At 70.4% G+C, this 24,821-nt stretch carries 8 protein-coding genes; 2 read left to right on the forward strand and 6 right to left on the reverse strand.

Annotated features, from left to right (window positions below):
- Positions 1 to 54: 54 nt before the first annotated feature.
- Positions 55 to 471, reverse strand: coding sequence for a peptidase inhibitor family I36 protein (locus tag ACN469_RS15870; protein WP_498768744.1), 417 nt, complete (start codon positions 469 to 471; stop codon positions 55 to 57).
- Between the two features lie 326 nt (positions 472 to 797).
- Between ACN469_RS15870 and ACN469_RS15875 the strand changes: the two genes are divergently transcribed.
- A complete protein-coding gene (locus tag ACN469_RS15875; RefSeq protein WP_498768746.1) occupies positions 798 to 1,805 on the forward strand; it encodes a zinc-binding alcohol dehydrogenase family protein in 1,008 nt (335 codons plus the stop codon).
- Positions 1,806 to 1,807: 2 nt separating this feature from the next.
- Here ACN469_RS15875 and ACN469_RS15880 read toward each other — a convergent pair whose 3' ends face one another.
- A complete protein-coding gene (locus ACN469_RS15880) occupies positions 1,808 to 2,632 on the reverse strand; it encodes an aspartyl/asparaginyl beta-hydroxylase domain-containing protein (RefSeq protein WP_498768748.1) in 825 nt (274 codons plus the stop codon).
- 50 nt (positions 2,633 to 2,682) lie between these two features.
- Between ACN469_RS15880 and ACN469_RS15885 the strand changes: the two genes are divergently transcribed.
- On the forward strand, positions 2,683 to 3,474 hold the full coding sequence (locus ACN469_RS15885; RefSeq protein ID WP_498768750.1) for a GNAT family N-acetyltransferase: 792 nt from the start codon (positions 2,683 to 2,685) through the stop codon (positions 3,472 to 3,474).
- A 44-nt stretch (positions 3,475 to 3,518) separates the two neighbouring features.
- Here the strand turns inward: ACN469_RS15885 and ACN469_RS15890 are convergent, their stop codons facing one another.
- Genes ACN469_RS15890 through ACN469_RS15905 form a run of 4 tightly spaced genes read right to left on the reverse strand, consistent with a single transcriptional unit; the run spans position 3,519 to position 24,815 of the window.
- On the reverse strand, positions 3,519 to 4,157 hold the full coding sequence (locus ACN469_RS15890; RefSeq protein ID WP_498768752.1) for a CmcI family methyltransferase: 639 nt from the start codon (positions 4,155 to 4,157) through the stop codon (positions 3,519 to 3,521).
- On the reverse strand, positions 4,154 to 11,638 hold the full coding sequence (locus ACN469_RS15895; RefSeq protein ID WP_498768754.1) for a type I polyketide synthase: 7,485 nt from the start codon (positions 11,636 to 11,638) through the stop codon (positions 4,154 to 4,156). The genes ACN469_RS15890 and ACN469_RS15895 overlap by 4 nt, the downstream gene beginning before the upstream one ends.
- On the reverse strand, positions 11,631 to 23,357 hold the full coding sequence (locus ACN469_RS15900) for an amino acid adenylation domain-containing protein (RefSeq protein ID WP_498768756.1): 11,727 nt from the start codon (positions 23,355 to 23,357) through the stop codon (positions 11,631 to 11,633). The genes ACN469_RS15895 and ACN469_RS15900 overlap by 8 nt, the downstream gene beginning before the upstream one ends.
- Positions 23,358 to 23,414: 57 nt before the next feature.
- Positions 23,415 to 24,815, reverse strand: a complete 1,401-nt coding sequence (locus ACN469_RS15905; RefSeq protein ID WP_498768758.1) for a hypothetical protein — start codon at positions 24,813 to 24,815, stop codon at positions 23,415 to 23,417.
- Positions 24,816 to 24,821 lie beyond the last annotated feature (6 nt).

Genomic DNA, 24,821 nt, shown 5'->3' on the forward strand with positions numbered 1-24,821 from the left:
CGAAGGTCCGGTGCGCCGCGAGCTGAAGGTGTGGCTCGCGGCGCGCCGGGTGCCTCAGTAGACCCAGACGCTCTTGGGCGCGAAGTCGAGCGGGCTGACGTGCTCGCCGGGGCCAATCATCTGGGGATAGCCCTCGCAGTTCTCGTTGGCGAACAGCGCCGCGGCCTCGTCGTTCGTGTTGATGGCGGAGACGGCCCGGTCCTCCCAGCCGTGCTCGGGCAGCCCCACGCAAGTCCCCGAGCCTCCCGGCGGCCACGCCATGACATTCCAGACGGCGCCGGTGAAGTCAGGCCCGTCGAACAGGCAGAGGACGCCAGACCAGGGACATGCGGCGGTGTCCTCGGCCGAGGCCTCGGCGGGGGCCAGGAGGAGCGCCGCCGACGCGGCTCCGAGACATACGAGTGAGCCCAGGCCGAGCAGGGCAGAGCGGGGGGAACGACGGGACTGCCGACCGAACGCGAGCCAGTTCATGCGGGTGTCTCCTCTGCCCATCGCGGGCGTGTACCGCGCGCGAATGGTGTCATTGCGACAGGAGGGGTGCCCTGGAGACGGAGGCCGAAAAAGCACTCCATCCGCTGGCGAACTGTTTGCGTTCACATGCGTGGAGAAGTTTTGTACGCCTGGAATGAGCGTCTTTGATTGGACGGGAAAGGCTGTCGTCGGGTGCCCTGCCTGGGCTGACGGCGGCGTCAAGCGTTCGATGACGTTGAAGTGTTCGTCAAATCTGTTCCTTTCACGAGAAAGGGGATGATTAATGGCGAGGTGCGCGTCACCGCGCGTCTCTTCAGGAGCCCCCCATGCGAGCCGTCGGTTATCGCCAGCCTCTTCCCGTGTCGGACTCCAACGCGCTGATCGACGTGGAGCTGCCAGACCCGGTCCCCGGTGAGCGGGACTTGCTGGTGGAGGTGCGCGCCATCTCCGTCAACCCGGTGGACGTGAAGGTGCGCGCGAGCGCGTCACCGCCTCCAGGGGAGGTGAAGGTGCTGGGGTGGGATGCGGCGGGCGTTGTCCGCGCGGTGGGGTCGGGGGTGAAGCTGTTCAAGCCCGGAGAGCGCGTCTGGTACGCGGGCACCATCACCCGGCCCGGCACGGACAGTGAGCTTCACGTGGTGGACGAGCGCATCGTGGGCCACATGCCAACGTCGCTGGGCTTCGCCGATGCGGCGGCGCTGCCGCTGACGGCCGTCACCGCGTGGGAGCTGCTCTTCGACAGGCTTCAGGTTCCGGAGGGGAAGGGGGCAGGGGCCCTGCTCGTGGTGGGCGCGGCGGGAGGGGTGGGCTCCATCCTGGTGCAGCTCGCGCGGCGGCTCACGGGGCTGACGGTGATTGGAACGGCCTCGCGTCCCGAGACGCAGGACTGGGTTCGCGAGCTGGGAGCACACCACGTCGTCGACCACCAACAGCCGCTGGCGAAGGAGCTGAAGCGCATCGGCGTGCCGCAGGTGGAGTTCATCGCCAGCCTGACGCACACGGACCGGCACTACGCGCAGCTGGTGGAAGCGCTGGCGCCCCAGGGTCGGCTTGGCGTCATCGACGACCCGGGCCCCATCGACGTGCGCGAGCTGAAGCGCAAGAGCGCGTCGCTCCACTGGGAGCTGATGTTCACCCGCTCGATGTTCGGCACCCCGGACATGCAGGCGCAGCACGACATGCTGGAGCGGGTGTCGAAGCTGGTGGACGCGGGCACGCTGCGGACGACGGTGGGCGAGCACTTCGGCCGCATCGATGCCGCGAACCTGCGTCGCGCCCACCAGCTCCTGGAGTCACACAAGGCCAAGGGCAAGCTGGTGCTGGAAGGCTTCTGAGCTCAGTGCTCGATGGTCCGCCCCTGCGTCGACCAGGGCGGGGTATAGCCCTGGGCCACGAACTGCGCCATCACCCGGCCCAGCGCCGAGATGACCTCCCGCTCCAGCGCCGTGAGCCCCGGATGCCAGATGTCCAGCAACAGGCACACCCGGGGCTTGTCGCTGTGGTTCCACACCTCGTGGAGGAAGGTGTCATCGAAGAACAGGCTCTCTCCCTCCACCCACTCCCGGGTCTCACCGTCCACGCGAATCCGGCAGTCGGGCGGCACAATCAGCGGGAGGTGGCAGGTGAGCTTCAGGTTCATCGTGTCGTGATGGGGCGGAATCTTCGCGCCCGGACCCACCACCGAGAAGAAGAAGGCCCCGCCCGGGCTGAAGCGCGGGTACAGCGACTCCATCAGCGCCGCGGAGCGCGGGCAGGTCGCGCAGTTCGTCTCGTTCTTCAGGCCATCCTTGAGCAGATAGATGGAGCCCCAGTCCTGGCTCCGGATGTTCGGAAAGCGCCCGGGCATCTGCGCGTCATAGGCCAGCGTCTCACCATGGTGCGCGCGGGTCAGGAACTCCTCTCGGAGCATGGGCGTCGCTTCGCGCAGCAGCTTCGTGAGCGAGGCCAGCTCCTCGTAGGCGGACGCCGAATACCAGCCCTGGGTGCCCAGGCCAGGAAAGTAGAAGAGGGCGGGACGTTGCAGGTCGGGGAGGGGAGGCAACGCCTTGCGGCCGGTGTTGATGAGCAGCGTCTCCTCCACGCGCGCCAGGGCTGTCTGGCCATGGCCGCGTCGAAAGGGGTCCATGGCCGCATCCAATGCGGAGATCATGTCATTGAGCATGGGTGGATTCCAGAAAGCGGGTGGGGTGTCTGTGTTAGGCTGGGTGCATCATGAATCCAGACATCTTGGAGCGATTCGAGCGGCAGGTCCGCAAGCGGCTCACCCCCATCGACTCGTCCTGGCGCGTCGAACAGGCGAATGAGGTGATTCGTGCCATGGGCCCCTCACCCTCGCCCTTCGACAACTCGGTGTGCTGGGCTCGCCTCGACGGCGCCAACGCCGATTCGGTCATTCACGAACAGGTGTCGTACTTCCGCGACCTGGGGCGCGCCTTCATGTGGAAGGTCTACTCGCGGGATGCCCCTGGAGACCTGGAGGCCCGGCTGCTCCGCGCCGGCTTCGAGGTGCAGGCGCACGTCACGTTGGTGGTCCTCGACACAATGCGCGCATTGCCGCCTCCGGAGCTGCCCGCGGGCGTGGAGCTTCGCCGCGTCGAGGACCCCTCGGGCCTCGTTCCCGCCATGGAGGTGCAGCAGGCCGTCTGGAATCAGGACTGCCAATGGCTGCTCGAGGCGCTGACGACGGAGATGAAAGCGCAGCCGGAGCTGTTGAGTGTCTTCGTGGGCTGGGCGGGGGCGCGGCCGGTGTGCTCCAGCTGGCTGCGCATCGAGGAGGGCACGTCGTTCGCGAGTCTCTGGGGCGGGTCGGTCCTCGCTGACTTCCGGGGCCAGGGCCTCTATCGCGCCATGGTCGAGGCTCGTGCCCGGGAGGCCCGCTCGCGCGACATTCCCTACCTCTTCGTCGAGGCCGGGGACATGAGTCGGCCCATCCTGGAGCGACTTGGCTTCCAGGCGCTCTCGAAGGTCTCCAAGTGCATCTACCGGCCGGAGGGCGTGAAGTAGCGAGCGCGTCCCAGGAGCGGGGGCAGGAGAGGTGGGTCCTCGCTTCACGGGCGGACCCGCTTCAGGAAGCCCCCGGGATTGCTCGTGAACAGCAGCTTCTCCCGGCTGGAGTCCCGCTCGAAGCGGGTGTTGCCTGGGAGGAACTCCTCCACGGCCTCCATCGGTCCGCGCTCCACGTGGAAGGAGTGCAGGGGGTGGCCGATGTTCGTGTCCTCGACAATCAGATACTGGCCCACGGGGACCAGCGGGCCATAGGCGTGAATCTCCTGGATGACGTGCTCGGCGCTGTGGTCAGAGTCGAGCACCACCATCACCTTGTCGCCTGGCGCGATCCGCGCGCGGACGCGCTCCAGAATCCCTGGCGCCACGGAGGAGCCCACCATGTATTCGATGCGTGGGTGCTGTGGGAGCGACTCCTTGGGCGCGAGGTCGATGCTGATGACCCGGCCCTTGCCGAGCAAGTCGAAGAGGTGCGCGAAATAGAGGGCCGAGCCTCCGAACATCGTCCCCGTTTCGATGAGGAGGTCCGGGCGCGTCTCGTGAAGAATCTCCTGATAGACCCACAGGTCATGGGGAATCTTCCGGATGGGAACTCCCATCCAGCGCTCACCGCCACCCTCGTACTCGCGGGTGACGAGGTCTCCGAAGTACAGGGCATGGAAATCGTCGATGACTTGCTTCACACCGTCACTTCCTTTCGAGGTGGCACTGCCAGGGCACGCAGTCCTTCCAGGTAGGCCTGGGCCAGTCGCTCCACGGTGGCGCGCTCGTGCACCGCGTCGCTGTATCGCCAGTCGACCTGGAGGCGGTCGCCCACCCTGCTGGCGATGAGCTGGAGCACATGGCTGCGTCGCGCGAAGGGGTCCCGGTCGGGACCGCTCGGCTCGGGCGCGAGCCGGAACATCGCGGTCGCTCCCAGCATGCGCTGGCTCATGTAGTCGAAGCTCACTTGCGCGGGTGGGAGCGCTCGCAGCCGTTGTGCCCACGCGTCTTCGGCGTTCCGCGTGCACAGCAGTCCGTGTCCCAGCCCTCGGGCGGGAGTCTCGTGCAGGGTCAGGTCCACGGCTTCGAGCGACGCCGCGAGTCCGCCGTCGCCGGGAAGCTCGAGGCGCACAGGGCAGTCGGCGGCCAGGCAGCCCATCGTGCCCGAGGGGTCGAGTCCGTCCTGCTCATCGCGACCATGACGCCCGAGGTCGACGCGCAGCGCGGCGCCGTCCATCCAGTGGCAGAGGACCTGGGCGAGCGGCGTCAGGAGGAGCGCCTCCAGCCCGCTGCGCGCCTGGGCAGCTCGCTGCAGCAACCGCCAAGTCTCCTCGGGCGTCAGCTCCACGCGCACCGAGCGCATCGAGCCCTCGGTGTTCACTCCCGTGTGGTCGAAGGGGAGCTGACCGCAGGCGGGGCTGAGCCGTGCCCACCACCGCGCCGCTTCCTCCTGGAGCGCGTGCGAGTCCGCGAGGGTGCGCTGGTGCTCGGCCCAGGCCTTGAAAGAGAGCGGGGCGAGGTGCTCCTCGGATTCGAGGCCTTCGAGGAGTCGCGCGTAGAGGGCCTGGAGTTCGTCGGTGAAGAGGGCCCAGGACACGCCATCCGCGATGAGGAAGTGGAAGAGGACCAGCAGCCTTCCGGGCCGCTGGGGCCCGAGGTCGAACCAGGTGAGACGGAACAGCGGCCCCTGGGTGAGGCTCAGGCTCCGTTGAAGCGAGCCCACCTGGGCTTCCAACGTCGTCGGCAGCTCGGACTCCGGCAGCGTGGAGAGGTCCACCGTGGAGAAGGGGACGTTCCGCGTGTCTTGGGAGTCGAGCTGATGCCAGCCCTCCTCGTCCCGCGTGAAGCGCAGGCGAAGGGCGTCATGTCGGTGGAGCAGTTGTCGCACCGCCTCGCGGAGGGTCTCCACATGGAGCGGCGCGAGCACCTCCAGCAGCAGCGAGCGGTTCCAGTGATGTGGGGCGGGATGCTCCTGTTCGAGGAAGCGCCGCTGGGGCGGAGTGAGCGGCACCTCGTGTCCAGAGGTCGTCGCTTGCGCACCGCTGGCTTCGGGCGGTCGGCGGGCCACGGCCGCGAGCTGGGCCACCGTCTGGTGCTGGAGGACCTGCCGCGCGGTGAGCGGAAGGCCCACCTGATTCGCGCGCGCCACCACGCGGATGGCCATGAGCGAGTCGCCACCCAGCTCGAAGAAGTTGTCGTGGACCCCGACCGGTTCCCGCTTGAGGACCTCCGCCCAGACGCGGACCAGCGCCTCCTCCATCGCATCGCGTGGCGGGGTGGTGATGGTGTCCGTGGGCTCACCCTTCGGGCTCGAGGCGGCCAGCTCCTGACGGTCCACCTTGCCGCTCGCGAGTCTTGGAAGCCGCGTCCTCAGTACGAGTCGCGCGGGCACCATGTAGCGTGGCAGCTTCGACTCGAGGACGACGCGCAGCGCGCCCTCGGTGAGTCCCTCCCCCGCTGGAACGACGTACGCCTCCAGTCGGGCATCACCCGAGGGGCCCTGGCGGTGCAACACCACCGCCTCGCGCACCTCTGGGAGCTGCTCGAGTGTGGCCTCCACCTCGCCCAGTTCGATGCGGAAGCCTCGGACCTTCACCTGGTGGTCCCTGCGGCCGAGGAAGTCCACGTTCCCGTCCGGAAGCAGCCGCGCCAGGTCTCGGGTCCGGTACATCCTCGCGCCCGCCTCGCCGCTGAACGGGTCCGGCAGGAAGGCTTCCGCGGTGAGCGCGGCGCGCGACAGGTAGCCGAGCGCGAGCCCGCGGCCTCCGATGAACAGCTCGCCCAACGCCCCCGGTGGGACGGGTCTCAGGTGCTCATCGAGGATGTAGAGGCGCACGCCCGCCAGCGGTCGGCCAATGGGCAGCCGCGCGGCCTCCACGGACGCCTCGGGCTCGAAGACCGTGGCGGTGATGGTCGCTTCGGTGGGCCCGTAGGCATTGAGCCAGCGGACCCGTGGGTCGACGCGCTCCCGCCAGCGCGCCAGTCGCTCGACGGAGGGGGCCTGACTGCCCGTCACCACCAGCCGGACGGACGAAGGGAGCGGCACGGGCAGCCGAGGCAGCTCATCCACCCACTCATGCCAGTAGGGCGCGGGGACATTCACCACGGTGACGCCGGTGGTCTCCAGGAGCTGGAGCAGCTCGGCCACCGACTCGGCGGCTCCCATCTCGCGGATGACCACGGAGGCGCCCGCCGCGAGCGTGGGGAAGATCTCCTCCGCGGCCACGTCGACGCTGAGCGCGGAGAACTGCAACACCCTGTCATCGGGCGACAGCTCGTACTCCTGATGAGTGCCGCGCAGGTGGTTCATCAGAGCGCGGTGCGGAACCACCACGCCCTTGGGGCGCCCCGTGGAGCCGGAGGTGAAGAGCACGTAGGCCGCGCTCTCGGCACAGACCTCGACGTCGACGGTCAACGCCTGCTCATCCCCCTCCGCCCACACCCCCGGGTTGTCGAGGAGGATGACGCGCGCCTTGCCGCCCGACACCTTGGGTGCGAGCGCGGAGCAGGTCAGCACCACGGGGGCTTCCACCTCTTCGAGCAGGAAGTGCAGCCGCGCGGGTGGGGCGGTGGAGTCCAGTGGGACATAGGCCGCGCCGGCCTTGAGCACGCCCAGCATGGCGACAATCGCCTCGGTGGAGCGCTCCAGGCACAGTCCCACCCGGTCCCCCGGATGCACTCCCGTGTCTCGCAGCAGGTGGGCCACTCGACGGGCGCGACGGTCGACCTCGCCATGGCTGAGCGTCTCGGTGGCGGTGCGCAGCGCGGGGCGGTCTGGCCAGAGCCGCGCTTGATGCTCGAGCCACTGGTGCACCCCGCCGCTCGGCGTGGAGGCTCCGGGTTCGCCGGTGAGCGCCGCCAGCAGCTCGGCCCGCTGCGCTCCGGAGGGCAGGGTCAGCTCGCCGAGCTCGCGCCCGGGGTCGTCCGTGAGGTTCTGGAGCGTCTGGGTCAGCGCGACGGAGAGGCGGTGGACAGAGGGCTCATCGAACAGCCCGCGGTTGAACTCCAGCGCGCCCTCGAAGCCGCGGGAGCCGGGCCGCAGCCACAGCGTCAGGTCGAACTGCGTGGAGCGGGCGCCACGCTCCCATCGCTCGATGCGCAGCTCGTCGAGCGTGAGGCTGTCACTGGCTGCTTCTTGAAGGGAGAACATCACCTGGAAGAGCGGTGAGCGACTGGGGTCCCTCGTCGGTTGCAGGACCTCCACCAGCTTCTCGAAGGGCAGCTCCTGATGCGCGTAGGCCGCGAGCGCCACGTCCTTCACCCGGGCCAGCAGCTCGCTCCCAGTGGGGGCTCCCGCGAGCGAGGTTCGCAGCACCAGCGTGTTGACGAAGAGGCCAATCAGTCCCTCGAACCGCGTCTGGTTGCGGCCCGCGATGGGCGAGCCGACGGCGAAGTCCTCCTGGCCGCTGTATCGCCCGAGCACCGCGCTGAACGCCGCCAGGAGGACCATGAAGGACGTGGCCCCCTCCTGGCGGGCCAGGGTCTCCAGGTCAGCGCACAGCTCGGGTGACAGGCGGAACGGAAGCGACCCGGCGCGCGGGTCGGGCGTCGCGGGACGAGGTCTGTCGGTGGGCAGCTCCAGCGCGGGAAGCCCGGCCAGGTGCTCCTTCCAGTAGTCGAGCCGCGACTCCAACACCGGGCCCTGGAGCCAGTGCCGCTGCCAGCGCGCGTAGTCTCCGTACTGGAGCGGAAGCTCAGCCAGGACCGCCAGCCGCCCCTGTCGCAGGGCCGTGTAGAGCTCCACCAGCTCCCGGGTGAGCACCCGGAGGGACCAGCCATCCGCGATGATGTGATGCAGCGTCAGCAGGAGCAGGTGCTCTTGATGCGCGAGGCGCACCAGCGTGACTCGCATGAGCGGGCCGCTGGCGAGGTCGAAGGGTCGCTCGGCTTCCTCCGTCAGCAGTTGTTCCTCGGCGAGCCCCTGGAGCTCGACCTGTCGTACCGTGACGGGCGTGGGCGCGAGGACGTGCTGGACGGGACTGCCATCCGTCGATGGGAACACCGTCCTGAGCGACTCGTGCCGTCGTGTCAGCGCGTCGAGACTCCGCTGGAGGAGGTCCACGTCCAGCGGGCCACGCAGCCGCAGGGCCTGTGGCAGGTGGTAGGCGCTGGACCCGGGGTCGAACCGCTCCAAGGCCCACATCCGCTGTTGCGCGAAGGACAGCGGCAGCTCACCGTCGCGTGGCAGGAGCTCGAAGGCTGGCGCGCGCTCCGGCTGGAGGCCCGCGACGTCCAGTCGGGACGCGAGCCCTGCCACCGTGGGCGTCTCGAACAGCTTGCTCAGTGGCATCGCGATGCCGAACTCGGCGTGGATGCGCGAGACAATCTGGGTCGCGAGCAGGGAGTGTCCTCCCAGTTCGAAGAAGCTGTCGTGCGCGCCGATGGGGGCGAAGCCCAGGCACTCCTGCCAGATGGCGGCCACCCGACGCTCCAGCTCCGAGGTGGGCTCCACGTACGTGGTGGCGAGGCCGGGGCGCTCGTGCTTCGTCGTGGGCCCGAGGACCGGAGCGGAGGCCGGCGCCGATGGCGCGTGTCCCAGCAGATAGCGCTGACGCTCGAAGGGGTACGTGGGCAGCGGAACCCGGCGGCGCCGGGCATTCGCGTGCAGTCCGTCCCAGCTCACGTCCACCCCGGCGCTCCAGAGCTGTCCCAGCGTCCGCTGCGAGAGCACGTCGTCGGAGACGGTGTCCTTCGGGTGGCGGAGCGAGGAGTGCACCGCGCAGTCCGCGGGGCGCTCCGGGTGCTGGAGAGCCAGGGTCGACAGCGTCCTGCCCGGGCCCACCTCCAGCAGCAGCGGGGCCTGCATGGCGAAGAGGCACTTCAACCCGTCGCTGAAGCGCACCTCTTCCCGGAGGTGGCGCACCCAGTAGTGGGGATGGGTGGCCTCGGCGTCGGTCATCCAATCGCCGGTGACGTTGGAGACGATCGGGATTCGAGGGGCTCGCAGCGTCACGTCGGTGAGCCGGGCCGCGAAGGGTTCGAGCGCGGGCTCCATCATCGTCGAGTGGAAGGCGTGCGAGGTGTGCAGCCGGGTATGGGCCACACCGCGCTCGGTGAGCCGCCGCTCCAGGTTCTCCATGGCGTCGGTGGGGCCCGCCGCCACGCAGAGCGCTGGCGCGTTGATGGCCGCCAGGGAGAGCGTGTCTCCAAGCAAGGGGCGAAGCTCGTCGGGCGGCAGCGGAATCGCGAGCATCGCTCCGCGCGGCAGTTGTTGGATGAGCTGTCCGCGCGTGGAGATGACGGCCAGCGCGTCCTCGAGGGAGAAGACACCCGCGATGCATGCGGCGACGTACTCGCCGACGCTGTGTCCCATCATCGCGCTGGGGCGGACTCCCCACGATTCCCAGAGTCGGGCCAGCGAGTATTCGAGGGCGAAGAGCGCGGGCTGGGTGAGCGACGTCTGGCCAAGCAGGGCCGTGGCCTCGTCGCGCTGGCTTGCCCTGGGGTAGAGCACCTGGAGGAGGTCCAGGTCGAGGTGGGGTTGGAGCAGTCGGGCGCAGCGCTCCAGTTCCTGGCGAAACACGGGCTCGTGCTCGTAGAGCCCCTTGCCCATGTCCACGTACTGCGCGCCCTGGCCGGAGAACATGAAGGCGACGGGCCGCGCGCTCGGGGCGCAGGTCCCGGAGAGCAGCACCCCGGGCTCCTCCCCGGAGAGCGCGGCCACGGCCTCCTCGCGGCCACGGCACACCAGCGCCCGTCGATGGGAGAAGGGACGGCGTCCCACCTGGAGCGAGTAGGCCACGTCGGCCAGGGACTGCTCGGGATGGAGCGTGAGGTGCCGGGACAGCCGCGTCGACATCGCCTCGAGCGCGGTGGGCGTCCGCGCGGACAACACGAGCAACTGGGCCGCGCGGGTCGGCTCGGAGGGAGGTCGCGGTGGCGCCTCCTCCAGCACGGCGTGGGCGTTGGTGCCGCCGATGCCAAAGGAACTCACGCATCCCCGACGGGGTGTCCCACGGTCGGGCCAGTCCGCCAGCCGGGTGTTCACGTACAGCGGTGAGTGGGACAGGTCGATGCGCGGGTTGAGCTGCTCGAAGTCGATGCTGGGGGGCAGCTGCCGGTGCTCGAGCGCCAGCGCCGTCTTGATGAGCCCGGCGACTCCAGCGGCGGCGTCCAGGTGGCCGATGCTCGCCTTGATGGACCCCAGCGCGCAGGTGTTGGGCGCTGCGTCCCGTCCGAAGGCCTCACCCAGCGCGGCGACCTCGATGGGGTCTCCGAGCCCGGTGCCCGTCCCGTGCGCCTCCACGTAGGAGATGCTGTCGGCGCTCACCCCGGACATCCGCTGCGCCATGGCGATGGCCTCCGCCTGCCCCTGGACGCTGGGCGCGGTGAAGCCCACCTTCCGCCGGCCATCGTTGTTGATGGCCGTGCCTCGGATGACCGCGCGGATGTGCGCGCCCTCGGCGAGGGCGTCCTCCAGGCGCATCAACACGACCAGGCCCACGCCACTGCCCTCCACGGTTCCCTGCGCGCGCGCGTCGAAGGCGCGGCAGTGGCCGTCGGGGGAGAAGATGCCGCCCTCCTGGTGCAGATAACCGCCGACCTCCTGGGCGCGAGCGGACACGCCCCCCGCGAGCGCCAGGTCACACTGCCCCGCGAGCAGGTGAAGGCAAGCCAGATGTGTCGCGACCAGCGACGTGGAGCAGGCGGTCTGCACGCTCACGCTGGGGCCGCGCAGGTCCAGCTTGTAGGCGAGCCGCGTGGAGAGGAAGTCGCTCAGGTTTCCGATGGCGAGCTGGAGCAGGCCCTCGGGGAGGGGCTGGCCGCCGCGCAGCGCATCCAGCAGGTACGTGCTCATGCTGGCCCCGGCGAAGACGCCAATCCGCCCCGTGTAGCGACTGGCGTCGTAGCTGGCGTCCTCCAGGGCCTCCCAGGCGCACTCCAGGAAGAGGCGGTGCTGCGGGTCGGTGAGCTCCGCTTCGCGGGCGTTGAAGTCGAAGAACGCCGCGTCGAACAGCGCGGTGTCGTCGAGCGCGCCACGGGCCCTCACGTAGCGGGGATGGCGCACTGTCTCCGGAGCGTGGCCCGCCGCCAGCAACTCCTCCTCGGAGAACGTGGAGATGGCGCGCAGGCCCGTGCGCAGGTTCTCCCAGAACGTCTCGATGTCGGGGGCCTTGGGGAAGCGTCCGGCCAGGCCGACGATGGCGATGCCCTCGGTGGCGTACTCCGCGCTGTCACTCATCGTCCTTCACCCTCTTGGCCATCCGCTTGAGCCGGCCCATTCCCTCCTTCTGTCGCTGGGTCTCCGCCTCCAGCCGCACTCCAGGCGAGGCGGGGGCGCGTTGCTCCGTCAGGTGGCGGGCGAGCGCGCCCACCGTGGGGAACGTGAAGAGGTCCAGCAGGGGCACGTCCCGCCCGAGCTTCTCCGTCAGCTTGACCTGCACCCGCGCGGCGAGCAGGGAGTTGCCACCCAGGTCGAAGAAGTTCTCGTCGCGGCCCAGGCCGTCCAGGTGCAGCTCCTTGCGCCAGACCTCCGCGATGTCGAGCTCGAGCAGGCCCGAGGGCGGGGTGCTGGCCGGGCGCGCCGCGGCGGGGGCGGAGGAGGGCGCGGGCAGCAGGCTCCGGTCGACCTTGCCGCTGGAGTTGAGGGGCAACGTCTCCAGGAGCACGAAGGCCGAGGGCACCATGTACTCCGGCAGCTTCTGTCGCAGGAACGCGCGGACCGGAGCCACCAGGGACTGGGGATCTCTCGCCAGCACCTCCGCGACACCCGTCAGGGCGCCCGGTACCAGGTACGCCACGAGTCGGGCATGGTCCCTGTCGTCGGTCCGCGCCACCACCACCGCGTCACGGATGGCGGGATGCTCGCGCAGGACGGCTTCAATCTCCCCCAGCTCGATGCGGTAGCCCCGGACCTTCACCTGGTGGTCGATGCGGCCGAGGTACTCGAGCGTCCCGTCCGGTTGGAAGCGGCACAGGTCGCCAGTGCGGTAGAGGCGAGCGCCCGGATGCGGACCGAAGGCATCTGGAACGAAGCGCTCCGCGGTGAGTTCGGGCCGGTGCAGGTAGCCTCGGGAGACGCCCTCGCCGCCGATGAGCAGCTCTCCTGGAACGCCCGGAGGCACCAGGGTGCCGTGCGAGTCCACGAGGTACACGGTGGTGTTTCCCACCGGTCTCCCGATGGGCACCGGCGCGTCGCTCGTCTCCACGGCGTGGGTGGTGGACCAGATGGTGGTCTCGGTGGGGCCGTAGATGTTCAGCAGCCTTCCGGTGAGCAGCGGCAGCAGCTCCGCCGCCAGGGCCGTGGGCAGGGCCTCGCCTCCCAGCACCAGCGTGCGCAGTCGTCCCAGCGCGCGCGCCATCCCAGGCTGCTGGAGCAGGAGGGTGGCGCGGGACGGCGTGCACTGCAGGTGGGTGATGCCATGGCGCTCCAACTGCTCGGCGATGGAGTGGCGCGCGTGGCGGTCTTCCGGGTGGATGACGACGTGGAAGCCGCGCGTCAGCGTCCACACCAGCTCCACGCCGGAGATGTCGAAGGTGTAGGGCGTGACGGCCAGCCACGTGCCCGGGGGCTCCGCGCCGACGCGACGGTCGAGCGTGACGAAGTGGTTGAGCAGGTTGCCGTGGTCCACCATCACGCCCTTGGGGCGCCCCGTGGAGCCGGACGTATAGAGCACATAGGCGAGGTTGCGCGCCGACACGCTCCCGTCGAGCACCGGGAGCGGATGCGTGGGGGCTTCCTCCAGCCGCACGCGAGGCAGGGGGCCCGGAGGCAGTCGCGCCTCCAGGACCCGGTGCGTCACCACCGCCGAGGGATGGGCTTCCTCCAGCACCGCGCCAAGACGCGCGGGCGGCAGCTCCGGGTCGAGCGGCAGGTACGCGGCGCCCGACTTCAACACGCCCAGCAGCGCCACCACCATGTCGGGCGAGCGCTCCAGGAACACGGCGACGCAATCATCCCGACCCACGCCCTCCGCCTGGAGTCGCCGCGCGAGCCGCGTGGCCTGCTCATCCAGCTCCCGGTACGTGAGGGTGCGGTCCTCGAACGTGATGGCGGGGGCCTCCGGGCTCCGCGCCGCCTGGGCCTCGAAGAGGTGATGCACGCACGTGTCGGCGGGGAGGTCCGTCCGGGTGGAGTTCCACCGCGACAGCACCTGCTCACGCTCGGCGTCCGTGAGGAGGGACAGCTGCTCGTGGTGCTCCTCCGGTCGCGAGGCCATGGCCTCCAGCACTCGCGCGTAGCAGCGCGCGAGCCACCGCACCCGCTCTTCATCCAGCTTCCGGGTGTCGTGGTGCAGTGAGAGCTGCAGCTCCAAGGAGAGGGGGTCGATGGCGAACATCGCCGCGAGCGGCAGGTCCAGTCGCTCGATGGAGTGGACGGGGCTGACCAGCCGGATGCCCTCGATACCCAGGAGCCCCTCGTACACATGGAAGTGGACGAAGTTGAAGAGGGCCTCGAAGAGCGCCTGGCCGCCTCGCTGTTGTTGCAACCGGCCCAGCGGGTAGCGGCGGTGGGGGAGCAGCGCCCGCTCGGTGGCGAAGGTCTTGCAGACCCACTCCACCCAGGTGCCGGCAGACAGCTGTTGTCGGAAGGGGACGCTGTTGAGGAACAGGCCCAGGGTACGCTCCGCATCCCTCACCTCGGGCCGCCCGTTGGAGACCAGCCCCGTCACCACGTCCTGTGTGCCGCACACCGCGCCGAGCACCCGCACGTGCGCCGCCAGCAGGACGCTCTTGAGCGGCACCGCCGCCGCGCGCGCCAGCCGCTGGAGTCCAGCGAGCGTGGCCCGTGGGAGCGACACGGGGTGCTGCGCGATACCCCGTGAAGGGGACCCGGGAGCGCGGGGCATCGCACGCGTGAGCGAGGTCAGCTCCAGCCCGTCCAGCTGCTTCGCCCAGAACTGTCGCGACGACGCGTCGTCGAGGGTCCTGCGCTCCAGCGCGATGAACTCCCGGAAGGGTGGCGCGGGCTCCTTCGCGGGCGGAAGCTCACCGCGATGCGCCGCGACGTAGTCCGCCAACAGCTCGGTGAACAGGGACGCCACGCTCCAGCCGTCCAGGATGGCGTGGTGGAAGGTGGCGCTGAGCTGCACCGTGGCGTCGGTGCGGCGGTGCACCGTGACCCTCATCAGCGGCGCGTGGCTCCAGTCGAAGGGTCGGACCCGGTCCTCCTCGAGCCACTGCGCCAGGTATGCGTCCTGCTCGTCGGAGGGCATGTGCCGCAGGTCACGCACCGCCAAGGGCGACTCCACCGCGCGGTGGACGAGCTGGATGGGCTGCGTGAAGCGGATGAGCTCGAACGAGGTCCTCAAGGCCGCGTGTCGGGACAGCAGTCGCTGGAGCGAGGCCTCGAAGGTGGAGGACTCGAAGGCCAGCTCCAGATGGAAGCTGAACGCGTCGTGATAGAGCGCGGCGGCGGCGTCCAGCTGGCTCTGGAAGAGCATGCCGCCCTGGAGGACTCCCACGGGGTAGGCGTCCTCCACGCTCGCCGACAACCGCTCGCGGTCCTCCGGTGACAGGAGGCCGAAGACAGGGATGGGCTCGAATGGCGTCTCGGCCGAGGCGCCCTCGCTCAGGGACTTCGCCACCGCCTGGATGGTCTGATGCTCGAGCACCGCCGCGACGGGCAGCTTCAGGCCTCGCTCGGCGGCACGCGCCACGAACTGGATGGCGCGGATGGAGTCGCCGCCCGCGTCGAAGAAGCTGTCGAGGACGCTCGGGTTGTCGACCCCCAGCACCTCCGTCCAGACCCCCGCCAGCACCTCCTCGTCGGGAGTGCGGGGGGAGACGAAGGTCTCCAGTCGGGGGCGCTCGTGGGTGCCCGGCGCGGGAAGCGCCCGCGTGTCCACCTTGCCGTTGGCGGTGAGAGGGAACGCCGCGAGCGTGATGAACGCGGAGGGCACCATGAAGGCTGGCAGTCGCTCCTGAAGGAACGCGCGCAGCGCCTCCGCGGAGGGCACCGGGGCTTCGGGCTCGCAGACGGTGTAGGCCACGAGCAGCTTCTCTCCGGGCTCGTCCTGACGAGCGAGGATGCGCGCCTCGCGGACGCTCGGGTGCGCGCGGAGGGTGGTCTCGATTTCGCCGGGCTCGATGCGGTAGCCCCGGACCTTGACCTGCTGGTCCACGCGGCCGAGGAACTCCACCCGCCCGTCCGGCAGCAGGCGGCAGCGGTCGCCGGTGCGGTAGAGCCGCGCACCCGGGACGGCGCTGAACGGGTCGGGGATGAAGCGCTCGGCGGTCAGCGCCGCGTCATTCAAGTAGCCGTGCGCGAGCCCATCGCCGCCCGCGTACAGCTCGCCCGGGGCGCCCACGGGCACGGGCTCCAGCAACTCGTCGAGCAAGTGGATGCGGGTGTTGGAGATGGGCCGGCCAATGGGCACGGAGCCGGTGAGCGGGGCGTCGGGGACCACCGGGTAGCAGCAGGTGAAGGTGGTGTTCTCGGTGGGGCCGTAGCCGTTGATGACCCGGCATCCGGGGAACCGGTCCACCACCCGCTTCACGTGGGAGGGGGACAGGACGTCCCCTCCCGCGAGGAGCTGTCGCACCGGTCCCAGCGCCTTGAGCGCGTGGTCCACCAGCTGGTGGAAGAGGCCAGCGGTGAGCCACAGGGTGGTGATGCCCTCGCGTTCGATGAACCGGCCCAGCTCGTCGAGCGAGGGTGTGTGCGGAGGGAAGATGGCGAGCCGGCCGCCGTTGAGCAGCGCGCCCCATATCTCGAAGGTGGACGCATCGAACGCGAGCGGCGCGAGCTGGAGCAGCGTCTCGTCGGGCCCGAGCCGGACGTAGTGCGTCTCGCGCACCAGCCGCACGACGGCGCGGTGAGGCACGGCCACGCCCTTGGGCTTGCCCGTGGAGCCGGACGTGTAGAGGACATAGGCCTCGTGCTCGGCCGTCGCCAGGGCCTCGGGGTTGGTGTCGGGCCGCGCGGCGATGAGGCTCGCGTCGGTGTCCACGCACACCATGGGAAGCCACTGCACGCGCAGCTCGTCCGCCAGCTCGGCGCGGGTGACGACCGCCGCCAGTCCGGCATCTTGTAGGAGGTGCTCCAGACGCTCGGTCGGGAGGGTCGACTCCAACGGCAGGTACGCGGCGCCCGCCTTGAGGATGCCCAGGAGCGCCACCACCATCCGCGCCGAGCGCTCCAGGCACACGCCGACGCGGGCTCCTGGCCTCACCCCGAGCGCGCGCAGGTGGTGCGCGAGCTGGTTGGCCTGGCGATTCAGCTCGCCATGGGTGAGGTGCTGTCCCTCGAACGTCAGCGCGACGGCCTCGGGCGTGGCCTGGGCTCCCGCCTCGAACAGACCCTGGAGGGTGGCCTCGCGCGGGTAGCGCGTCGAGGTGTCGTTCCACCGGGTCAGCAGTCGCTGCTCCGCCTCCGTCACGAGCGGCAGCGTGGAGATGCGTCGCTCCGGAGCGGACGAGAGCAGCGCTCGCGTGGCGAGCAGCCAGTGCTCCCACAGCCGCTCCAGGGTGGCTTCGTCGAAGAGGTCGGTGTCGAACTCGGTGCGCGCCCACAGCCCGCCGTCACCCGGGCTGAAGTCGAGCAGCAGGTCCCATTTGGAGGTCTCTCCGCCCTCCAGCTCCATCAGGCCAGGCCTCAACCCGGGCAGCTCCAGCGAGGGCGCTGGTGCGTTCTGGAGCACCATCTTCACCTGGAACAGCGGTGACACGCCGGGCTCGCGCTCGGGCCGCAGGGCGCTGACCAGGCGCTCGAACGGCACGTCCTGATGGTCGTAGGCCTCCAGCGTCACCCGGCGCAGTCGCGCGAACAGCTCCCGGAGGGTGGGGTCGCCCGACAGGTCCGTGCGCAGCACGAGCTGGTTGGTGAAGAAACCCATCAACCCCTCCAGCTCCGGCCGGTTGCGGTTGGCCACGTCGGTGCCCACCGAGACGTCGTCCTGGCCGGAGTAGCGCCGCAGGACGAGGCTGAACACGCCGAGCAGGGCCATGAAGAGGGTGATGCCCTCGCGGCGGCACATCGCCTCGAGCTGCTCCACCATGGGCTGGGGCAAGAGGAAGCGGCGGGCGCGGCCCCGATGGCGCTGCACCGGGGGCCGAGGTCTGTCCGTGCGGAGCTGGAGCCTGGGGACCGCGTCGAGCTGCCGCCTCCAGTAGGTGAGCTGTCGCTCCAGCTCGCCTCCCTCCAACCATCGCCGCTGCCAGACCGCGTAGTCGCTGTACTGGAGCGTGGGGGGCGGCAGGGGTGACGGCTCACCGAGGCTGTGCGCGCGATGCAGCGCGGTCAGCTCGCGCGCGAGCACGCCCACCGACCACCCATCCGAGACGATGTGGTGCATCGTCAGCAGCAGCAGGTGGCGGTCCACTTCCAGCCGCAGCAGGCCCACGCGGAGGAGGGGGCCTCGGGTGAGGTCGAACGGACGCGCGGCCTCCTCGCGGGCCAGGGTCTCCGCTCGGGCCTCGCGCTCGGCTTCAGGCAGCGAACCCAGGTCCACGGGGCGCAGCACCACGGGCTCGGCGGGGAGCACCACCTGCACCGGCCCGGTGTCCTCGACGCGCAGCACGGTGCGCAGCACCTCGTGGCGCCGCAGCACCTCGCTCAGGCCGTGCTCCAGCGCCGCGACGTCGAGCGCTCCATTCAGGCGCAGGACGCTGGGCATGTTGTAGACGGCGGTGTCGCCCGTCACCTGCGCGAAGAGCCAGAGCCGCTCCTGGGCATGGGACAGCGGCGCGGGGCCCGTCTCGCTCCGGCGGACCAGGGGCGGGGCCTGGAAGACGTCCTTGCGCGCCGCCTGGAGCCGCGCCGCCAGCGTGGCGACGGTGGGGGCCTCGAAGAGCGCTTGGATGGGCAGCTCCACCCCGAAGGCGGAGCGCAGGCGGGAGATGACCTGCGTGGCCAGCAGGGAGTGTCCTCCCAGCTCGAAGAAGTCCTCGTCCACGCCGACGCGCTCTCGTCCGAGGACGGTGCACCAGACCTGGGCCACCCACGCTTCGGCCTGACTGCGCGGGCCCACCCAGGCGCGCGCCGGTGCCGGGAGGTCAACGTACAGTGCCGCGAGGGCCCGACGGTCCAGCTTGCCGCTCGCGTTGACGGGGAGCGCGTCGAGAAAGCCGAAGCTGGCTGGCACCATGTACGCGGGCAGTCGCGCCGCCAGGAACTCCTTCAGCTCCGCCGGGGAGGGCGCCGGAGCCGCGGGCGCGATGATGGCCACGAGGTGGCGATTGCCCGCCGCGTCGTCGCGCACCCGCACCGCCGCCTGCCGCACCGAGGGGTGCTTCTCCAACGTGGCTTCGATTTCGCCCAGCTCGATGCGCAGGCCGCGCACCTTCACCTGGAAGTCCAGGCGCCCCAGGTACTCGATGTTCCCATCGGGCAGGAAGCGGGCGCGGTCGCCCGTGCGGTACATGCGCGCGCCCGGGGACGCGGCGAACGGGTCCGGGAGGAAGCGCTCGGCGGTCAGCTCGGGGCGGCCCAGGTAGCCGCGCCCCACCTGGACGCCGCCGATGTACAGCTCCCCTGGGATGCCCACGGGCACGGGCGCCAGTCGCGGGTCCAGGATGTGGAGCGACGTGTTGGCCACGGGCTGGCCAATGGGCACGGTGCGCGAGGATTGCCCGGGTCGGCAGGCCCAGGCCGACACATCCACCGCGGCCTCCGTGGGGCCGTACAGGTTGTGCAGCTCCGCTTCCGGCAGGCGCGCCAGGCAGCGGTCCCTCAGCTCGGGCGAGAGCGCCTCGCCGCTGCACAGCACGCGGCGCAGGCTCGTGCAGCGCTCCAGCCCGGCTTCCGCGAGGAACACCTGGAGCATGGACGGGACGAAGTGCACCGTGGTGATGCCCTGGTCCGCGATGACGTCGCGCAGATAGGCGGGGTCCTGATGTCCGCCGGGGCTCGCCACCACCAGTCGCGCCCCGGTGAACAGCGGCCAGAAGAACTCCCAAACGGAGACGTCGAAGCCGAAGGGCGTCTTCTGGAGGACGCGGTCTTTGGCGCCCAGGCCGTAGGTCTGCTGCATCCAGAGCAGCCGGTTGCGGATGCCGGCGTGGGTGTTCATGGCGCCCTTCGGCTCACCCGTGGAGCCGGAGGTGTAGATGACGTAGGCCAGCGTCTCGCCGGAGACCTCCACGTGGAGCGGCGCGGACGAGCCCTGGGCGAGGGTCTCCCAGTCGGAGTCCAGGCACACCCGCGTGGCGCCGCCCGAGGTGAAGAGGCCCTCGAACGCGGACGAGGTGAGCAGCACGGGCGCCGCGGCGTCGCGCGCCATGCCTTCCAGTCGCGCCCTGGGGTGGCCCGGCTCCAGCGGGACATAGGCGCCGCCGGCCTTGAGCACGCCCAGCAGGGCGATGACGAGTTCGAGCGAGCGCTCCAGGCAGACGCCCACGCGCGTCTCGGGCCCCACGCCCAGCCGCTGCAGGTAATGGGCGAGCTGGTTGGCGCGCCCGTCCAATTCGCGCCAGGTCAGCGTCGTCTGCTCGAACGCCACGGCGACCGCGTCTGGGGTCCGCGCGGCCTGGGCCTCGATGAGGCCGTGGAGCGTGTCGCCGCCCGTATACCGGGTGGTGGTGGCGTTCCATGAGAGGAGCTGAGCGCGCTCCGGGGCGGTGAGCAGCGGCAGCCGTGTCACCGGACACTCGGGCTCGGCCACCGCGCCTTCCAGCAGCACGCGGAGGTGGCCCAGCATCCGGTCGACGGTGTCCGGCTCGAAGAGGTCGGTGTTGTACTCCACCGACGCCACGAGGCCGTCGTGCATCTCCGCCAGCGCGAGGCTCAGGTCGAACTGCGCGCTTCGGCGCGGCAGGGGATGGGACTCGAGCCTCAGCTCGCCCAGCTCCGCCAGGGCGCCGGGTTCATCCAGCGCGAGCCCCGCCAGTCCCCGCTCCCCGTCGAGGTGGGACTTCTGCAGCACCAGCATCGCCTGGAACACGGGGGAGCGGGCGGGGTCTCTCTCGACGTGGAGGCGCTCCACCAGGGCTGGGAAGGGGATGTCCTGGTGCGCGAGCGCGCCGATGACGGTGGCGCGGACCTGCTTCAAGAGCGCCTGGAAGGTGAGTCCCGGCGTGATGCGTGCGCGCAGTGGCACCGGGTTGGTGAAGTAGCCCACCACTCCGGCGAGGCTGGCGCGCGTGCGGCCCGAGGTGGGCGACCCCACGATGAGGTCGTCCTGGCCCGTGTACCGGTGCAGCAGCGTGTGGAACGCGGCCACCAGCACCGTGTAGAGCGTGGTGTCGTGCTGACGCGCCTGCTCGCGAAGCCGCTCGGTGAGCGCGGGCCCCAGCCGCAGTCCCCGTGAGGTCCCCCGGAAGGTCTGTGTGGGCGGACGAGGCTTGTCCGTGGGCAGCTCGAGCACGGGCAGCGTGCCGGCGAGCTGCGACTCCCAGAAGGCCCACCCCGGGGCGCTCTGTTCCGAAGCCAGCAGCTCCAGCCGCGCGCGTGCGGCGTCTCCAGGCGTGAGTGGCAGGGGAGAAAGCTCCACCGACGTGCCACGTCGCGCGGCGGTGTAGAGCGCGCCCAACTCGTGAGCGATGAGCGCCACGGACCAGAAGTCCGTCACCAGGTGGTGCATGGCGAGCAGGAGGACGGGGGCCTCGTCCGGACGCGTCCACACGTGGACGCGCAGCAGCGGGGCGTGCCGCAAGTCGAACGGCCGCTCCGCCGCCTCGACGACGCGGTCGCGAAGCGCGAGGGTGTCGAGCCCGGAGGCGTCTTCATGGACCAGCGGTGCCTCCACGGCGGGCAGCACTTCCTGGCGCGGCTGGCCGTCCTCGGAGGTGAAGCGGGTGCGCAGTGCCGGGTGTCGCTCCACCAGGAGCTGGAGCGCCTGACGCAGGGCCATCAGGTCCAGCCCCGAGCGCACGTGGACCGCGCGCGCCACGTGGTACGCGGTGCTGTCCGGCGCGAGCTGGTGGAGGAACCACAGGGCCCGCTGTCCATGGCTGAGCGGCTGGAGGCCTTCTGTCCTCGGCGCCTCCTCCTCCGTCTTCCGGGGCGCCGCGCCTCGCAGCTTCTGGACGAGCTCCTCCAGGCTGGGTCCGCCCAGCAGGGCCGAGAGGGGCAGCGTCACTCCCGTCGCGCGCTCGATGTCCGCGTGCAGCTCCAGGCCCTGGAGCGAGTCCATCCCGTAGCGGGTGAGGGGCGCGCTCGGCTCCAGGCTCTCCGCCCGGACGCGCAGGAGCGAGGCCACGCGGGCGCGCAGCCACTCGACGGAGCCCGTCGCCGTGGGCTCCGGTTCCGAAGCCACGGGGGGCTCGGTGGACAGCGGGCCGCGCCACTCACCTATCAGCTCGAGTGAGCCGTTCAGGAAGCCCGCGCGGCAGGCGTGGCGCTGAATCTTCCCGCTGGAAGTCTTGGGCAGCGCGCCGGCCTTGAGGACGAGCAGCGCGTGGACGCCGAGCTCATGGTGTTCGGCGATGGCCTGCCGCACGCTGGCGGCGAGCCCGTCGATGTCGCCCTCCAGCCGGGCGCTGGCCTCCACCGCGACGACGAGCCGCTCCTCCGCGTCCACCTCGACGGAGAAGGCCGCGCTGCAGCCCGGCCGGATGGCGGGGTGGCTCTCCTCGGTCGTCTTCTCCAGGTCCTGCGGATAGTGGTTGCGGCCTCGGACAATGATGAGGTCCTTCAAGCGGCCGGTGACGAAGAGCTGTCCGTCGCGGAAGAAGCCCAGGTCCCCCGTGCGCAGGAAGGGGCCCTCGCCGGTGTCGAGCCGGGCGCCGAACACGCGCTCCGTCAGCTCGGGCTGCTCCCAGTAGCCCCGCGCCACGCTCGGCCCGGTCATCCAGAGCTCTCCCACCGCTCCGTCCTCGCGAGCCGCGCGGGTGCCAGGGTCCACCACCCGGATGGACTGCCAGGGAAGCTGCAGGCCGCTGCTGACGAGCGTCACCGCGTCCGTCGAGGTGGCGCGCTCCTCACCGCGTCCCTCCTGGAGCCCGCTCGCGTCGAAGCGGGCGAGCCGCACCGGCGCCTCCTTGTGGCCCCCCGCGGCGAGCAGCGTGGCCTCTGCCAGTCCGTAGCAGGGATAGAAGGACTCGGCGCGGAAGCCCGCGGGCTCGAAGGCCCGGGCGAAGCGCTCCAGCGTCTCCGCCCGGATGGGCTCGGCGCCACAGAACGCCACGTCCCACGTGCGCAAGTCCAACAGGGCCCGCTCCTCCGGCCTCGTCTTCCGGACGCAGAGGTCGAAGGCGAAGTTGGGGCCCCCCGCGCATGTCCCGTGGTGTCGCATGATGGCCTGTAGCCAGCTCAGCGGGCGCTGCAGGAAGGTGATGGGCGACAGCAGCACCCCGTGGAAGCCGTTGTAGAGCGGCTGGAGGATGCCGCCGATGAGCCCCATGTCGTGGTACGGCGGCAGCCAGTTCACCGCCACCGAGCCCTCGCGCAGCTCGAACCCGCCTCCGATGAGGTGCGAGTTGTGGACCAGGTTCGAGTGCGTGAGCATCACCCCCTTGGGAGTGCCCGTGGAGCCCGAGGTGTATTGGAGGAACGCGAGCGTCTCTCCCGTCACCTCCGGCTCTCGCCACGTCTCCTCCTGGCCCGCCTCCAGCGTGTCGGTGGCCAGCCAGCGCTGCTCGCGAAGCTGTGACGCCTGCTCCTGGAGCGAATCCACCAGCGAGAGGACCATCTCCGTGGTGAGGAAGAGCGAGGCCCGGGCGTCGGTGAGAATCGCCTGGAGTCTGGGCAGTGAGCGATTGAGGCGGCTGATATCCGGCGGATAGGCCGGAACGGCGATGACGCGCGCGTAGAGACACCCCAGGAAGGCGGCGACATAGTCAATCCCTGGCGGGTAGAGCAGGATGGCGCGCTCTCCCTCCGCGTTCTGCCGTTGCAACGCCGCCGCGATGGCCCGGGCCCGCCGGTCCAGCTCGCGATAGCTCACCTGCGTCTCGTCGGATTCGTCGTCACCCACGAAGGTATAGGCAATCGCCTCCGGCTGGGTGGCCGCCCGGTGTCTCAGGCATTGCAAGAGTGTAGGGAAATGGGGAGCGTTCCCCGTCACGCGCGCGAGGACCATCTGCGACAACCTCCGGGGAAGACAGACGGGGCGGAACACCGCCAGCCGTCTGGAATTTCAGAAGGAGTAGGTGTCAGTGCCCCGACGGAGCACGGTCTCACCCGAGCGGCTTTGAATCTCCACGTCGAAGAACTCGGCGGCGAAGTCGCGCAGCTTGGGGCCAAAGGCTCTCATCACGTCCGCGGGCCCCAGCCTCAGGGGCTCGGCCGCCCGGCCCGAGGAACGGTCGATGCGCGCCTGCAAGCGCTCGAAGATGGCCAGGTTGGCGCGCTCGATGCGCAGGTACTCCACGAGCGCCTCGGTGAACGGACGGAGCACCGGGCCCACGGGGCGCGCGCTCTCCAGCAACGCCATGACGCGGGGGACCACGTCCGGAGGGAGCTCCTGGCCCTCCAGCCGGCGAATCTCGGGGCCCAGGCCCTCGCCAGAGAGGGCGTGTTGCTCCTGGTCTATCTCCCCCCGGAAGCGCTCCAGGTCTCGCACGGTCCGCTCGCGAACCTCCTCGTCGGCGGCGGCGACCTCTCGCGCGAGCGAGCTCACCTGGTCCTCCGTCCTGCGCTGGAAGGCCTCCAACGCGGCGGCGAGCTCTCCCGGGGCGGGCTCCGAGGCACGCGGATGGGAGAGCCGGCGCGACAGCTCGTGGATGAGCGAGGTGGCCCTGACACCGAAGATGTACTTCTGGGCGTCCAGCCCCATCAGCAGGTTGCCGTACTCGAGGAAGGCGGGGCCCGCGAGCGCCTGGACGGGGCCCAGGTCCGCGATGGCCGGTGGCTGGCCGGAGATCAACACGCGGAACGAGTCCTCGATGAGTCCACGCGGCCCCGCGCACACCGAGTTCATCCCGACGAAGAGGTCGTTCGCGTCGGTGAACTCATAGAGGACGGCCGGGTCCAACGCCTCCATCTGCTCGTAGAGGCCCGCGGAGATGATGATGAGCACTTGAAGATGGGCCACCCGGTTGATGCCCAGGAGCATGCGGTAGAGGATGGCCGTCACGGCGGGCAGCTGCCCGTCCTGGAGCGGCGCGTCCCCGCGGCGCACCAGGTAGGCGCAGAGAGCAATCCCCAGCCGGCTGATCTTCCACAGGTCCACCATGGTGAGGGGCCCATCCAAGGGGCGCTTCACCTGTCTCAAGTACTCGTTGCGGAGCACCGCCAGCCCGCCCACCACCGCGGGCCAGTGCTGGTTGAACTGCCGCAGCGAGGAGACGTTCATCGGATTGGCGTGCTTGCGGCGACTGCCCGAGTAGGGGCACTCGCGCATCTCCATCGGCACGCCGGCCTGCGCATGGGAGGGCGCCATCTCTTCTCCCAGGGGCCGCCCCTCGTCGTCCTTGTAGGGCAGCAGGGCGCCCATCAGGGACACCCAGTAGAACTCTGGCGCCTCGTGGGCCATGGGGCCGAAGTAACCGGACGCATAGAGGGCGTCCACGGCGCTCAAGTCGCGGTGCTGACTCATCGGAAT

This window comes from Corallococcus terminator, assembly GCF_049194865.1.
GTDB classification, from domain to species: Bacteria; Myxococcota; Myxococcia; order Myxococcales; family Myxococcaceae; genus Myxococcus; species Myxococcus terminator_A.